At 61.5% G+C, this 15,353-nt stretch carries 10 protein-coding genes; 6 read left to right on the forward strand and 4 right to left on the reverse strand.

Features of this window, described 5'->3' with window-relative positions:
* Positions 1-3: 3 nt before the first annotated feature.
* The 6 genes from E4631_RS14595 (at position 4) to E4631_RS14620 (ending at position 11,172) form a co-directional block, all read left to right on the forward strand.
* On the forward strand, positions 4-2,853 hold the full coding sequence (locus E4631_RS14595; protein WP_133656553.1) for an ATP-binding protein: 2,850 nt from the start codon (positions 4-6) through the stop codon (positions 2,851-2,853).
* Positions 2,854-2,865: 12 nt separating this feature from the next.
* Positions 2,866-3,237, forward strand: a complete 372-nt coding sequence (locus E4631_RS14600) for a response regulator transcription factor (RefSeq protein WP_133656552.1) — start codon at positions 2,866-2,868, stop codon at positions 3,235-3,237.
* A gap of 98 nt (positions 3,238-3,335) precedes the next feature.
* Entirely contained in the window at positions 3,336-5,249 is a 1,914-nt protein-coding gene (gene acs / locus E4631_RS14605) for an acetate--CoA ligase (RefSeq protein ID WP_133656551.1), read from the forward strand.
* 351 nt (positions 5,250-5,600) lie between these two features.
* Entirely contained in the window at positions 5,601-8,354 is a 2,754-nt protein-coding gene (locus E4631_RS14610; RefSeq protein WP_133656550.1) for a TonB-dependent receptor, read from the forward strand.
* Positions 8,355-8,568: 214 nt separating this feature from the next.
* The gene (locus E4631_RS14615; RefSeq protein ID WP_133656549.1) at positions 8,569-9,963 is read left to right on the forward strand and encodes a hypothetical protein; all 1,395 of its coding nucleotides are present in this window, start codon (positions 8,569-8,571) and stop codon (positions 9,961-9,963) included.
* An 87-nt stretch (positions 9,964-10,050) separates the two neighbouring features.
* Positions 10,051-11,172 (forward strand): phytase, encoded by a 1,122-nt coding sequence (locus E4631_RS14620; RefSeq protein WP_133656548.1) that lies wholly within the window; start codon positions 10,051-10,053, stop codon positions 11,170-11,172.
* A 12-nt stretch (positions 11,173-11,184) separates the two neighbouring features.
* On the opposite strand, the gene E4631_RS14625 is transcribed toward E4631_RS14620, so the two are convergent.
* The 4 genes from E4631_RS14625 to E4631_RS14640 all read right to left on the reverse strand — a co-directional run bounded on the left by E4631_RS14625 (position 11,185) and on the right by E4631_RS14640 (position 15,286).
* Positions 11,185-12,339, reverse strand: a complete 1,155-nt coding sequence (locus tag E4631_RS14625) for an acyltransferase (protein ID WP_133656547.1) — start codon at positions 12,337-12,339, stop codon at positions 11,185-11,187.
* Positions 12,340-12,389: 50 nt separating this feature from the next.
* Positions 12,390-13,685 (reverse strand): fumarylacetoacetase, encoded by a 1,296-nt coding sequence (gene fahA / locus E4631_RS14630; RefSeq protein ID WP_133656546.1) that lies wholly within the window; start codon positions 13,683-13,685, stop codon positions 12,390-12,392.
* Positions 13,686-13,850: 165 nt separating this feature from the next.
* Positions 13,851-14,078, reverse strand: a complete 228-nt coding sequence (locus tag E4631_RS14635) for a NifU family protein (RefSeq protein WP_133656545.1) — start codon at positions 14,076-14,078, stop codon at positions 13,851-13,853.
* Positions 14,079-14,179: 101 nt separating this feature from the next.
* Complete coding sequence (locus E4631_RS14640; protein ID WP_133656544.1) at positions 14,180-15,286, reverse strand: Mrp/NBP35 family ATP-binding protein; 1,107 nt, start codon at positions 15,284-15,286, stop codon at positions 14,180-14,182.
* Positions 15,287-15,353: the final 67 nt, after the last annotated feature.

Consider the following 15,353-nt stretch of genomic DNA (forward strand, 5'->3'; position numbering starts at 1 on the left):
TCATTGAATAAGTTTCTGGTCTTGTTCTTTTCCTTCGGCTACCTGGCCCTGCTCTTCGGCGTGGCATACGCGGCCGAGCGTCGGTCGGCGGCCCGCAAGAGCCTGGTGGCCAACCCGTATGTATATGCCCTGAGCATGGCCGTGTACTGCACGGCCTGGGCTTACTACGGCTCGGTGGGGCGGGCGGCGCACCAGGGCCTGAGCTTCGTGGGCATTTACCTGGGGCCGGGGCTGCTGGCGCCAGCCTGGTGGCTGGTGCTGCGCAAGATTATCCGGGTGTGCCGGCAGCAGCGGCTCACCTCCATTGCCGACTTCATCTCGGCCCGCTACGGCAAGAGCGCGGCGCTGGGGGCGCTGGCCACGGTGGTGTGCGTGCTGGGTGTGGTACCCTACATTGCGCTGCAAATCAAAGCAATAGCCAGCTCCTACGTGGTGCTTACCGGCGGGGGTAGCAGCCAGGCCAGCGGGCCGGCGCTGTTCACGGCGGGGGCGCTGGCGGTGTTCACCATCCTGTTTGGGGTGCGCTCGGTAGAGGCCACTGAGCGCCACGAGGGCATGGTGCTGGCTGTGGCCCTGGAGAGCCTGGTAAAGCTGCTGGCCTTTTTGCTGGTGGGCCTGTTCGTGACCTACGGCCTGTTTGGCGGCTTCGCCGACCTGTTTAACCAGGCGGCGGCCGTGCCGGCCCTGCGGCAGCTCTTTACCCTGCAAGGCGCGGGCACGGGCAGCGCCGAGTGGCTCACGCTGCTCGTGCTCAGCATGTCGGCGGTGCTGCTGCTGCCGCGCCAGTTTCAGGTAGCTGTGGTGGAGAATATCGACGAGGACCATCTGCGCAAGGCCATGTGGCTGTTTCCGCTGTACCTGCTCATTATCAATATCTTCGTGCTGCCCATCGCCTTCGGCGGCATGCTGAAGCTGAGCGGGCGCGGGCTCGATGCCGACACCTTTGTGCTGGCGCTGCCGCTGGCGGCGGGGCGCCCGTGGCTGGCGCTGCTTACCTACCTGGGCGGCTTGTCGGCGGCCAGCAGCATGATTATCGTCGAAACCATCGCCCTGAGCGTGATGCTCAGCAACCATCTGCTCATGCCCTGGCTGGTGCGGGTGCCGGCCACGCGGCCCGAGGCCCAGGGGCGTTGGTTTGCGTACCTGCGCCGCATTGCCCTGCAAAGCCGCCGGCTGGCGGTGGTGGCGGTGCTGGCCCTGGCCTATGGCTACTACGTGGTGGTGGGCCGGCAGCTGCCGCTAGTCAATACCGGGCTGGTGTCGTTTGCGGCGGTGGCGCAGTTTATGCCCGTGGTGCTGGGCGGCCTCTACTGGAAGGGCGGCACCCGGCGCGGGGCCACCTTGGGGCTGCTGGCGGGGTTTGTGGTGTGGTTTTTTACGCTGGTGCTGCCCACGCTGGTGGGGCCGGGCCGGCTGCCGGCATCGCTGCTCAGCGAGGGGGTAGGGGGGCTGCGCTGGCTGCGGCCGGGCGCGCTGTTTGGCCTCGAAGGGCTCGATTACCTCTCGCACGGCTTATTCTGGAGCTGGGTGTTCAACCTGGGCGGCTACGTGGGGCTGTCGCTGGCCGTGCCGCCTACCCCCCTCGAATTGCGCCAGGCCGACGTGTTCGTGGATGTGTTTCGCCGCCGCAGCCTGGCCGAGGAAGTGACTGGCTGGCCCGGCCGCGCGCCGCTGCCCGAGGTGCGTGCCCTGCTGCTGGGCTTCCTGGGTAAAAAGCGCACCACCCAGGCCCTGCGCGCCTTCGCCGAGCGCTTCCCTGATGCCTTGGCAATGAACAATGAGCAAGCAGCAAGTAGCAATTATCAGCCGACGGCTACCCTCGAGGAAAAACTCACCACCTCCCCATCTCCCCACCTCACCGCTGCCGCCGCCGACCCGCGCCTGCTACTCTACGCCGAAAAGCTGCTGGCTGGCACCCTGGGGCCGGCCTCGGCCCGGCTGCTGCTGGCCTCGGTGGCGGGGGTAGAGGAAGTGAGCTATGGCCAGGTGGTGGGTATTTTGAAGGAGAGCCAGCAGCTATTGGAGGCCAATCGCCAGCTGCAAAAGCAGAGCCGCCAGCTGCAGCGCCTCACCGACGAGTTGCGCCAGGCCTACGACCAGCTGCAAATTCTGGACATGCAGAAGGACGAGTTTCTCTACACCGTCACGCACGAGCTGCGCACGCCGCTCACCAGCATCCGGGCGCTGGCCGAGATTCTGGCCGACAACCCTGATTTAGAGGAAGAAGAGCGCCAGCGCTTCCAGCACACCATCGGCCGCGAGGCCGAGCGCCTTACCCGCCTCATCACCTTGGTGTTGGACCTCGAAAAGTACGAGAGCGGCCAGGCTACCCTCAGCCGCGTGCCGCTGGCCCTGGCCGAGGTGGCGCACGAGGCCGCCGAAGCCGTGGAGCAGCTGGCCCGTGAGCGCGGCATTGCGCTGCGCCTCGACGTGCCCGCTTCCCTACCCCCCCTGCCCGCCGACCGCGACCGCCTCATGCAGGTGCTCATCAACCTGCTTTCGAATGCCGTGAAAGCCTGCCCCGCCGATGGCACCGGCCGCATTGCGGTGCTGGCCTGGCCCGCCGCCGACGCCCTGCTGCTGTGCGTGGAGGACAACGGCCACGGCATTGCGCTGCCCGAGCAGCACCTCATTTTCGATAAGTTTTTTCAGGCCCCCAACCAGACCATGCGCAAGCCCGCCGGCACAGGCTTGGGCCTGGCCATCAGCAAGAAAATAGTGGAGCTGCACCACGGCCGGCTGTGGGTGGAAAGCGCTCCTGGCCAGGGCGCGCGCTTCTTTGTGGAGCTGCCGCTCGCTACCCCTACCCCCGCCCGTGAAGCTGCTTCCTTGGCTACCGCTACGCCGCTATAAGTTTCTTTCATTATGAAAACCCCGCATATCCTATTGGTTGATGATGAGCCTAATATCGTCATGTCGCTCGAATTTTTGATGCGCAAAAACGGCTACCAGGTCGGCATTGCGCGCAACGGTACCGAGGCCCTGGCCGCCCTCGACCAAACGCCCTACGACCTGGTGCTGCTCGACGTGATGATGCCCGACGTGGATGGCTACCAGGTGTGCCGCCAGCTGCGCCAGCGCCCCGACCGCGCCGCTACCAAAGTCATCCTGCTCTCGGCCAAAAGCCAGCCCACCGACGTACAAAAAGGCTACGACGCCGGCGCCGATATGTACGTGCCTAAGCCTTTTAGCACCCGCCAGCTCATGCAAAAAGTGCGCGAGCTGCTGGGTCGGTAAGTGAGTAAATGCGTAAAGCTTCCCTACCTGTTCATCTACTCAGCTGCTCATTTACCGATTTACTTACCCACCCATTTACTCATTTACCCACTTACCATATGTCTGCCGTTCGCACCCGCACCCTCGAAGAATACTACGCCGACTACCAGCAGAGCATCGAAGACCCCGATGCCTTTTGGGCCGCCGCAGCCGAGCCGTTTACTTGGCGCAAAAAATGGGATACCGTGCGCGGCGGCGAGTTTTCGCCCGCCGGCACCAGCACCTGGTACGCCGGCGCTACCCTCAACCTCACCGAAAACTGCCTTGACCGCCACCTCGAGCAGCGCGCCAACAAGCTGGCCATCATCTTCGAGCCCAACGACCCCAAAACCCGCCACCTGCGCCTCACCTACCGCGAGCTCTACGAGCGGGTGTGCCAGTTTGCCAACGTCTTGAAAAAGAATGGCGTGCAGAAGGGCGACCGGGTAGTGTTGTACATGCCCATGATACCTGAGCTGGCCATTGCCACGCTGGCTTGCGCCCGCATTGGGGCGGTGCACGGGGTGATTTTTGCGGGCTTCTCGGCCTCGGCCATTGCCGACCGCGTGAATGATGCGGAGGCCAGCTGCGTGCTCACTGCCGACGGCCTCAACCGCGGTGCCAAGCAGATTCCGGTGAAGAGTGTGGTGGATGAGGCGCTGGCCAGCTGCCCGAGCGTAAAGCGCGTGATTGTGGTGGAGCACACCGGCTGGCCCGTCGATATGCAGGGGGGTAGGGACGTGTGGTACCACGACGAAGTGCAGGACGTGGCCAAGGACTGCCCCGCCGAGGAAATGGGGGCCGAGGACCCGCTCTTTATCCTCTACACCAGCGGCAGCACCGGCAAGCCCAAGGGCGTAGTGCACACCCAGGCCGGCTACATGGTGTGGGCCGACTACACCTTCCGCAACGTGTTTCAGATTGAGGAAAACGACGTGTACTGGTGCACCGCCGACATTGGCTGGGTCACGGGCCACAGCTACACCCTCTACGGGCCTCTGCTGGCCGGCGGCACCACCCTGCTGTTTGAAGGCGTGCCCACCTTCCCCTCGCCGGGCCGATTTTGGGAAGTTATTGACAAACACCACGTCACGGTATTTTACACCGCGCCTACGGCCATCCGCTCGCTCATGGCGCACTCCATTGACCACGTGCTGGCCTACTCGCTCAGCAGCCTGCGGGTGCTGGGCTCGGTGGGTGAGCCGATAAACGAAGAAGCCTGGCATTGGTACGACCAGCACGTGGGCAAAGGCCGTTGCCCCATCGTGGACACCTGGTGGCAGACCGAAACCGGCGGCATCATGATTTCGGCTATGGCCGGCATCACGCCCAGCGTGCCCGCCCGCGCCGGCCTACCCCTGCCCGGCATCCAGCCCGTGCTGCTCAACCAGGACGGCACCGAAATCGAGGGCAACAACCAGGAAGGCTACCTGGCCATTAAGGCGAGCTGGCCGGGCGTCATTCGTACCACCTGGGGCGACCACGAGCGCGCCCGCCAGACGTATTTTCAGCCCTACCCCGGCTACTACTTCACCGGCGACGGCGCCCGGCGCGACGAAAACGGCCTCTACCGCATCATCGGCCGCGTCGACGACGTGATAAACGTGAGCGGCCACCGCTTCGGCACCGCCGAAATCGAGAACGCCATCAACCAGAGCGACTACGTGGTGGAGAGCGCCGTGGTAGGCTACCCCCACGATGTGAAGGGCCAGGGCATCTACGCCTACGTCATCTGCCGCCAGGGCGTGCCCACCACCGACCTCGACGTGCAGATGGCCGAAGCCAGCATTATCGAAGCCGTAGTGGCCGCCATCGGCCGCATCGCCAAGCCCGATAAGATTCAGCTGGTGAGCGGCTTGCCCAAAACCCGCTCGGGCAAAATCATGCGCCGTATCCTGCGCAAGGTAGCCGAGGGCGAAACCTCCAATCTCGGCGACGTGACCACCCTGCTCGACCCGCTCATTGTGGACGAGATTCTGGCGGGTAAGAAGTAACGAGCTTCGCCTTGCCTACCCCCTCGGCTGGTGCGCGAGTAGTGCAGGTGCTAGAGGCTATTACTTACCCCAAACGGCCCGCGAATAGACATTCGTGGGCCGTTTTATTGCCTGCATATTACCGCTGTATTACTAGTGGGGAAGCTGGGTAATGAAATGATAAATAACTCGTTAAAATACTAAATTAATAGTCGTTAGTGCAGATTTTTAGTTAAAAAATCATACTTGATAAAAAATTAACTCAACTATTTGTTAGGGCGAAATAGTTTGATAATACACGCGGCTTGGCAGCCGGGAGGGGGTAGGCGGACCTTTGAGCCAGCAAAATCCGCTGCCTTTATTCCGCGTTGCATGAGTCGTACTTTTTTACCCCTATCGGTACTGGTTTGTGCGCTGGCCCTGCCGCTGGCGGGCTGGGCGGGCACCATTAAAGGCCGCGTGACCGATGCCCGCACGGGCGAGCCGCTGGTGGGCGCAGTGGTGTTTTTGCAGGGCACCAGCTACAACGGTCAGGTGCAGCTCGATGGCACCTTCGTGCTGCGCAACGTGCCCACCGGCGAGTACGAGCTGGTGAGCCAGTATATTAGCTACGAGGCCAAAAACCAGCACGTTAGCCTTACCGCTACCCAGCCCGACCAGGTGCTGAACCTGCGGCTGAGCGATAAAAACAACGCCCTGGATGAAGTGACCGTGCAGGGCCGCCGCGACCCCGAGGGCGAGGTGTCGGCGCGCCGCATCGAGCAGATTGCACCCAGCATCGTCAACGTGGTGTCGGCCCAGGCCATCCAGGTGTCGCCCGATATTCAGGTGGCCAACGTGCTGCAGCGCGTGTCGGGCGTGACGCTGGAGCGCAGCACCAACGGCGACGGCCGCTACGCCCTGGTGCGGGGCATGGACAAGCGCTACAACTATACGCTGGTCAACGGCATCAAGATTCCGAGCCCCGACCCCTACAACCGCTACGTGCCGCTCGACATCTTCCCGGCCGACCTGCTCCAGCGCCTCGAAGTAACCAAGGCCCTGACGCCCAGCATGGAAGGCGATGCCATTGGGGGGGTAGTAAATATGGTGATGAAGGACGCGCCCGCCGAGCGCACCCTCAGCGGCCAGCTCGGCACGGGCTACGGCCAGCTGTTTATGGACCGCTCGTTTCTGGGTTTCGACCGCGGCGGGGTGAACAAGCAGTCGCCCGGTGAGCGCAACGGCAGCGCCTACCAAGCCACGATTGGCGACTTTCCCTGGCCCGGCTTTACGCACAAAACACCGGCTCCCAACCTGTTGGGTAACCTGACGTTTGGCAGCCGCTACGGCAAGGACCAGCGCCTGGGCGTGCTGGTGGCCGGCTCGTACCAGGCCCAGACGCGCGGCTCGAACGGCTACTTCTACGAAACGGGCATCACCCAGGGCAACGACCCCGCCCTGCGCACCCTGCACGTGCAGGAGTACTCGACCCAGCAGCAGCGCCTGGGCCTTAACGCCAAGCTCGACTACCGCCTTGATTCGCGCAATACGCTGCGCTTCTACGGCGTGTATTTGCAGCTGGAAGAAGCCCAGACCCGCGCCGAAACCGACACCACCTACAAGGGCACCGCCCGCCCCGACGTGGACCGCCTGCTGCGCGCCCGCTACCAATTGCAGGGCATTGCCAATACCACCTTGCAGGGCGAGCACCAGCTCACGGACCGCCTTTCGGCCAGCTGGTCCTTGGTGTATTCGCGGGCCACGAACAACGTGCCCGACGTGAGTGAGCAGGATATCAAGCTCACGGCTTCGGGCAATTATTACCAGAACGCCACCCGCACTTGGCTCGATAACACTGACCAAGACAAGGCCGCCTACCTCAACCTGAAGTACCTGCTTGCCGAGGGCCTGGAGCTGAGCGCCGGCGGCCTCTACCGCGACAAGGACCGCGTGAACCACTACCTCGCTTACCAGCTGCGACCCTCGGGCCAACCGGCTACCAATGAGGGTGATATCAACTCGGAAGCCTACACGGTGTTCAACCCGCTGGGCATCTACGTGGGTAATAACAACTACACGGCGGCCGAAAAAGTGACCGCCAGCTACGGCCAGCTGCGCCTGGTGCGCGGGGCCTGGGAGGTGTTGGGCGGCGTGCGCACCGAGTACACCGACCAGTCGTACATCACCAGCCTACCCCTCTCCGAAGCGGCCAACCGCGGCGGCCAGAAGTACCTCGATGTGCTGCCCAGCCTGCACCTGCGCTACGCCCTCGACGCCCGCCAGAACCTGCGCGCCTCGTACTTCTCCAGCATCAGCCGGCCCAGCTTTTTTGAGCTCACGCCCCACAACAACTCGGGCAGCGTGAGCGAGAGCAACGTGTATGCCGAGGCCGGCAACCCTTATTTGCTGCATACCCAGGCCCAGAACCTGGACCTGCGCTACGAGTTTTTCGGGGCCGGCCGCGACCAGGTCATGCTGGGCGCGTTCTACAAAAACATCAAAAACCCGATTGAGTACGGCCTCGTCACGCTGCCCAACACCACCGTGACGGTGTACCAGCCTATCAACCCCAGCACGGGCGCGGCCACCAACTTCGGCTTCGAGTGGGTAGGGGTGAAGTTTTTCGGGCCGTTCGGCTTATCCACCAACTACACCTTCACCTCGTCCAGCATTACCACCAACAAAGGCCGCAGCGCTACTTCGGAAGACCCCCGCGTACTGGTGGCCCAAAAGCGCCCCCTGCAAGGCCAGTCCAAGCACGTGGCCAACGTGTCGCTGCTCTACAACGACCCGCGCAGCGGCATCGAGGTGCAGCTGGCCTACGTGTACACCGGCGCCCGCATCGTGCAGGTGGGCCAATTTCTGGGCCTCGATTACTGGCAGCGGGCGCAGTCGCAGCTCGACTTCTCGGCCGAGAAGCGCCTTACCAAGTCCGACAAACGCTTCCAGCTCACGGCCTACGTGAAGGTGCAAAACCTACTCAATACGCCCTACCAGGTCGATATTTTGGCTTCCGGCGCGCCCGCCCAGCTCGGTGCGCCCGCCGTGGCCGCCTACCCCTTCCAAGACCGCGCCGACCGCGTGAGCGTCGTCAACCAGACGTACCGCGCCTACTATTTGGCGGGCCTGCGCTTCCGGCTGTAGGGACTATGACCGTTCAACGGGGCGCCTCACGGGACCCCTTTGGGGCCGGCCCCCTCTCCGAAAAGGAGAGGGGGAGCCTAACGATTGAAGACGTAACAAGCAAAAGTGCCGCCGTGGCTCCCCCTCTCCTTTTCGGAGAGGGGGCCGGCCCCAAAGGGGTCCCGTGAGGCGCCCCGTTGAACGACCAGTAAATAAACGACTTATCTCAGAATCTATGCCCTGCGCTACTTTCTTTCGTGCTTCCACCCTAGCGATGGGGGTAGGGCTGCTCGCCTCCTGCGAGCAGCTCATCTACGTGGCCACGCCCGTGAGCACGGTGGGCCAATCTTTCACCGGCGATACGCTGCGCAGCCCCATCAAGGGCACCATCGCGGGCCGCACGGCCCCGTACTACATGATTTCGGATGTGACAGTAAATGAGGGCGATACGCTCCTGATTCAGGCCGGGGTAAAAATCCTGGTTATCGGCAAGCCCAAGTCAACGGCCACCTTCGGGCAGGCCACCAACAACCCCGGCTTCGTTGTCAATGGCGTGATGCTGAGCCTGGGCACCAAGGCCGCGCCGGTGGTGATGACCATCCGCGACGACCTCAAGGGTGACCCCACGGCCGTGGTGAGCGCCGCCACCGACCCGGCTTTCAAGGGCTACTGGGGCGGCATCAACGCCGACGGGGCCTCGCTGCTGGTGCTGCGCTGGACCGATATCGGCTACGTGGGCGGGCCCTACGGCGCCAACGCACCCACCGGCTACGCGGCCGGCGATGCCAAATACGGCGTCTCGATGCTGGCCAAAAAGCCCAACGCCCAGTTCGTGATGGAAGACTCGTACCTGCACGGCACCGTCGACGACGCCATCCGGCTCCAAAGCTGCCGGCTCAGCATCATGCGCAACCGCTTTGAGAAAACCGGCAAAGCCGGCGGCGAAGGCATCAACATGAAGGCCGGCTGCCTCGGCGACGTGGCCTACAACACCTTCGTGGGCGGCGCCACCAACGGCTCGAAAGTGGCCTCGGTGGCCGCCGCGCCCGTGCAGGCCAACGTCAATACCTACAATAATACCTACCTCAACTGCGGCTACCGCCAGACCAAAGCCGGCCGCGGCGGCTCCATCAACTACGAGGTGCAGGCGGCCGGCTTGGTGTATAACAACTTGATTGTCAATTGCCGATTCGGCCTGCGCATGCGCTCCGACGACCAGCCCGACCTGAGCAAAATCAAATACGACAATCAGTACTACTACGGCAGCACCAGCTACCAGGTAGCCGAGTTCAACGCCGCCACGGCCGGCTCGGTCACCACCAACCAGCCCCGCGACACCCGCGGCGGCGCCGCCGCCAACGACCCCCGCTTCGTGGCCGCCGACCTGGCCACGGCCGCCGGCACCACGGCCGCCCCCAGCACCACTATGCAGTGGACCAACTTCCTGAAAGTCACGGGTGGGCTGAAGCTGCTGGGTACCTCACCGGCTCTCGGCAAAGGCTTCACCACCTTCTCGCCCCTCAACGCCGTGAGCGGCCTCGCGGTGGGCGGCCTTTTCACGCCCACCATCACCCCGCCCGGCTCCGATGCCGGCGCCTACCAGGCCGATGGCACTGGCAACCAGCAATAAAGGGGGGTAGTTAAACGGAGTGGCACTCCGTTTTGGCGTCTGCTTAGCGCGAAACGGAGTGCCACTCCGTTTCACATCATCTTCCCAATGCCTAGTATTGCTCTCCGCGCCCCGGCTGCCGCCGCGCTGCTGGCCGCTGCCTTCCTACCCACCGGCTGCCAGCACGCCGCCCAGGCCACCAGTGGCACCCCGGCCACTACCCTCACGGCCGCCGGCACCAATGTTGGCCCCGGCGTAGTGCAGCCGGTGGTCGTAACCGACCCTGTGCGCTACGACACCGACGACCCTGCCATCTGGGTGAACCGCGCCAACCCCGCCCAAAGCCTGGTCATCGGCACCGATAAAGACTCGGATGGCGGCCTCTACGTATTTGATTTACAAGGCAAAGAGGTGCCGGGCAAAACGGTGCACGGCCTGAAGCGGCCCAACAACGTGGACATCGCCTATGGCTTCCCTCTGGGGGGTAGGCCCACCGATTTTGCCCTCGTCACGGAGCGCGAAACGGGCCTGCTGCGCGCCTTCCGCCTGCCCGATATGACGCCCCTCGACCACGGCAACCTGGCCGTATTCACCGGCGACGCCGCCGGCGAGCGCATGCCGATGGGCATTGCCCTCTACACCCGCCCCACCGACCACGCGCTATTCGCGGTAGTGAGTCGCAAAACCGGTCCCAAGCAAGGCTACCTGGCTCAGTACCAATTGGCTGATGACGGCCAGGGGCAACTCAACATGACGCTCGTGCGCAAATTCGGCACCTGGAGCGGCAACAAGGAAATCGAGTCTGTGGCCGTCGATGACGAGCTGGGCTTCATCTACTACTCCGATGAGGGGGTAGGGGTGCGCAAATACGCCGCCGACCCGCAGCAAGGCAACACCGAGCTGGCGCTGTTTGCCCGCACCGGCTTTGCCGAAGACCACGAGGGCATTTCTATCTACAAAACCGGCCCCCGCACCGGCTACCTGCTGGTATCGGACCAGGGCGCGAGCCAGTTTCGCCTCTTCCCGCGCCAGGGCACCGCCGCCAACCCCAACGCCTACCCCGAGCTACGCGTGGTGAAGGTGGCCGCCCACTTCAGCGACGGCTCCGACGTGACCAACGTGCCCCTTAACGCCCAGTTTCCGCACGGCCTATTCGTGGCCATGTCCGACAACCGCACCTTCCACTATTACCGCTGGGAAGACATGCTGGGGCAATTGGCAAAACCATAATGCATTCAGCTATTACTGCTCTGTGGGGTGGGCAGGAATAGCAGGTGAGGCCGATACATCGGGAAGCCTACCCAACTTCTTCAACGCTTTGTGGCAAGGTTCTTCTACCAGCTTGTAAAGCAGAATAGCTAAAGCATTTAACAAGAGAAAATACACCCATTTATTCTGGCTGATATGCCTGGCAATGAGCAGTTGAATGACGCCCATATGAATCAGGTAGAACGTATAGGATGATTTACCAAGTAAATTAAATAGCTTAGTTTCAAGAATTTTGCGCAAATACGTATGTTCTTGAATTAGGCCCAGAAATAAGCTGCAGATGGCAATTGGTAAGATGCAGTTATTAAGTACAACGCCTTGCCAGGTTTTTTTATGATAAAAGGTGAGCGCAATAAGTAAAATAAAAATACCAATTACCCCAATAAGAGTGAAGTGCTTAAAATAGAAACGCTGTTTAGCGTTTAAGGAATAAGCAAGTAGCATACCTAGTGCAAATTCCAGACAACGGCCAAAAAAAGTATAGGAGAATAAAAAGTCAAGATTCGCAAAGAAGCCGTAGTAATTGATAGACGCACCAATGCCGGTTAGAAACAGGCCAATAGCTAGGCTGGCTGCAACGTATAGCATCGTTCGGCGTAATAGTCGCGAATTACCAACCAATACGAACGGTACCGTAAAATAGAAACACTCTTCGGCAGTTAACGACCAGCTTTGAGCAATGCCAGCAAATTTGAGGTTGCTGAAAAATCCTTTAAGTAATGTTAGGTTGAGAAATATAGAAGCAAATTTATTGATGGGAGGAAAGAAAATATGCTGTTTAATAAAATCATAATCAATTCTTAAGCCCACAACTACTAGCGTAATGCCCAATGCAATGGCATACATTGGAAATATGCGCGAAAATCTGTTCAACGCGTAGTGAGTCAGCCAGGGCCTGGTAAGCTGCACGTTACCTTGATACCGAAGTGTTATTAAAAAACCACTCAGAACAAAAAATAAAGTTACCCCGATATGTAATTCATCGCAGAGGCTAAATAGCTTGCTGCTAATAGTATCTGGCTCGTTAGCGAAGCTCCGAAATGGGTTGAAGTGAAATACAAATACCATATAGGCAGCAATTGCCCTTATGCCTGTGAGAGCAGGAAAGTACTTTTTACTGTGATTCATTCAAATAGCTATTGCGTATAGCATATTAATTAGCTATAAAATAAGATAACTCACCCCACCGTCCCACTTACTTCGCCCAGCCCGATGCGTAGGCCCTCCCGCTCGGCAAAGCCGCGCAGGATAACTGTATCGCCATCGCGCAGGAAACCCAGCTGCAAGCCGTCTGGCAGGTTTAGCGGCTCGGTGCCGCGCTGCGTCAGCTCCAATAGTGAGCCGAGCGAGCCGGGGGTAGGACCGCTAATAGTGCCCGAGGCGTAAACGTCGCCCACGGCCAGTGGGCAGCCGTTGCTGGCGTGGTGGGTTAGCTGCTGGGCCATGCTCCAGTACAAATGCCGCATATTGGTGCGGCTAATTACCAGCGGAGCGGTCGTGGAGCCGGCCGGCTGCACCAGTACTTCCAGCTCGATGTCGAAATGGTGCGTGCCCTCGGCTTGCAGGTAGGGGAGGGGGGTAGGCTCCTGCGCTGGGCCCGCTACGCGGAAGGGCTCCAGCGCATCGAGCGTGACCACCCAGGGCGACACGCTGCTGGCGAAGTTCTTTCCCAGGAATGGCCCCAGCGGCTGGTACTCCCAGCTCTGGATGTCGCGAGCGCTCCAATCATTAAACAGCACGAGGCCGAAGATGTGGCTCTCGGCTTCACCGATGGGCACCGTATCGCCCTGTTGTGTGCCCTGACCCACGATAAAAGCCGTTTCCAACTCAAAATCAAGCTGCTGAGTGGGGCCGAAAACCGGCGCTTCCTGCCCGGCCGGCCGGTATTGGCCCTGCGGCCGGCGGATGGGCGTGCCGCTGACCACAATGGAATTGGCCCGGCCGTGGTAGGCGATGGGCATGTGCCGCCAGTTGGGCAGCAGCGGGTTGTCGGGCCGGAACATGGCGCCCACGTTGGCGGCGTGCTCCAGGCTGCTGTAAAAATCAACGTAGTTGGCGGGCTTCACTGGGCGCAGCAGGGTCACATCACGCTGGCGCAGCAGGCAGGTACGCATGGCCAGCTCGTTGTCGCGCAGGGCGGGATTATCGTGGCGCAGCAGCTCGCTCACGCGCTCACGCACGGCCCGCCACGCGGCCGGTCCCAGCCGCAAAAACGCATGAAGCGAGCGCCTCCGAAACACCTTGGGCAGCGCCGCACCCAGCGCTGGCACGTCGTTGCCGATGGCCTCAAAATAGCCCAGTTGCGCGCAGGCATATAAATCCAGGGCGTAGCCGCCAATAGCCACTGCCAGGCGCGGGCCCCACTCGGGCACCTCCATCACCCCAAAGGGCAGGTTCTGAATCGGAAAATCATCGCCGGGGCGAATGTCAATCCAGGAACGCAGGGTAGGGTCGTTGGCGGGCGAAGCGGGCATAGCTACTGGCTACTAATAATTTGGGAAATGAAAGCAGAACGTCATGCTGAGCCCCGCGAAGCATTTCTACCACACCATTGAACGGCGTGGTAGAGATGCTTCGCGGGGCTCAGCATGACGTTCTTATGCACTAATAGGGTGGCTTATATGGGCAGCCTATTAAAATTACCGCGCTTCTACGGCCGTGATTTCGGGCACGGCCTTGCGCACGGTGTCTTCGAGGCCGGCGCGCGTCATCGGCGACATGGGGCAGGCGCCGCACGAGCCTTCCCACTCCAGCTTCAGCACGCCGGCGTCGGTGATTTCGGCCACGCGCACGTTGCCGCCATCGGTGGCCAGGTAAGGCCGAAGCGAGTCAAGGGCAGCTTCAACGCGGGTCAGAACAGAATCCATCTTCAATCAATTAACAGTTAACAATGAGCAATGAACAGCTTTGGGCAGCAGAATGTGCCATGCGCCAGCAGCTTTAGCCAGCCACCGGGCCCCGCGCGCTGCTACCGGTTCATGGTAACGACTGAGGTTTTGGGGGCCACGTTGTTGCGGATGCTCACCTGCCGGGCCAGGCTCTCGGCCAGGTCGCGGAAAGTAGCGGCTTCGGGCGAATTTACGTCCTGAATCACGGCCGGGCGACCAGCGTCGCCGGCCTCGCGCACCGCTTGTATCAGCGGCAGCTGGCCCAGCAGCGGCACATCGTGCTTGGTGGCCAAGCGCTGCCCGCCGCCTTCGCCGAAGATAAAGTACTTATTATCGGGCAATTCGGCCGGCGTAAACCAAGCCATGTTTTCGATAATACCCAGCACTGGCACGTTGATTTGCGGCTGCCGGAACATCTGGAGGCCTTTCTGGGCATCCATCAGCGCCACCGCCTGCGGCGTAGTCACGATAATGGCGCCGGTGACGGGCACGGTTTGCACCAGCGTGAGGTGAATGTCGGACGTGCCGGGCGGCAGGTCGAGCAGCAGGTAGTCGAGCTCGCCCCATTCCACTTCTGTAATAAATTGCTTGAGCGCCGACGAGGCCATCGGCCCGCGCCACACAATGGCGTTTTCGCTCGGCGCCAGGAAGCCAATGCTCATCAGCTTCACGCCGTACTTGACGATGGGCTGGATGAGGTTTTTGCCCTCTGGCCCCTGAAACACGTGCGGCCGGGCGTCTTCTACCCCAAACATCGTGGGCATGCTCGGCCCCGAAATGTCGGCATCGACCAGGCCTACCTTGGCGCCGGTGGCGGCCAGGGCCACGGCCAGGTTGGCGGCCACGGTGCTTTTTCCTACCCCCCCTTTGCCCGAGGCTACGGCGATGATGTTCTTGACACCAGGCAAAATCGTGTTGTTGTTGCGCATGGTGGTCACGCGCGAGGTCATCTGAATCACCACGTTGGCGTCTTTATCGACCATCGTGTGCACGGCCCGCTCGCAGGCATCGTGAATAAGCTGCTTGAGCGGGCAGGCAGGGGTAGTAAGCACCACGGTAAAGGAAACCGTGCGGCCCTCTACCTTGATGTCTTCCACCATGTTGAGCGTAATCAGGTCCTGGCCCAGGTCGGGCTCTTCCACGAAGCTCAGGGCGTGGCGGACGGCATCTATCGTTAGTTCAGGCATATGCAAGTGCGCCGCAACGGGCGTAGCTGCAAAGATAACCCCAGGAGGGGGGTAGGGGTTTCGGGGC

It is taken from the genome of Hymenobacter sp. UV11 (assembly GCF_004684095.1).
Classification (GTDB): domain Bacteria; phylum Bacteroidota; class Bacteroidia; order Cytophagales; family Hymenobacteraceae; genus Hymenobacter.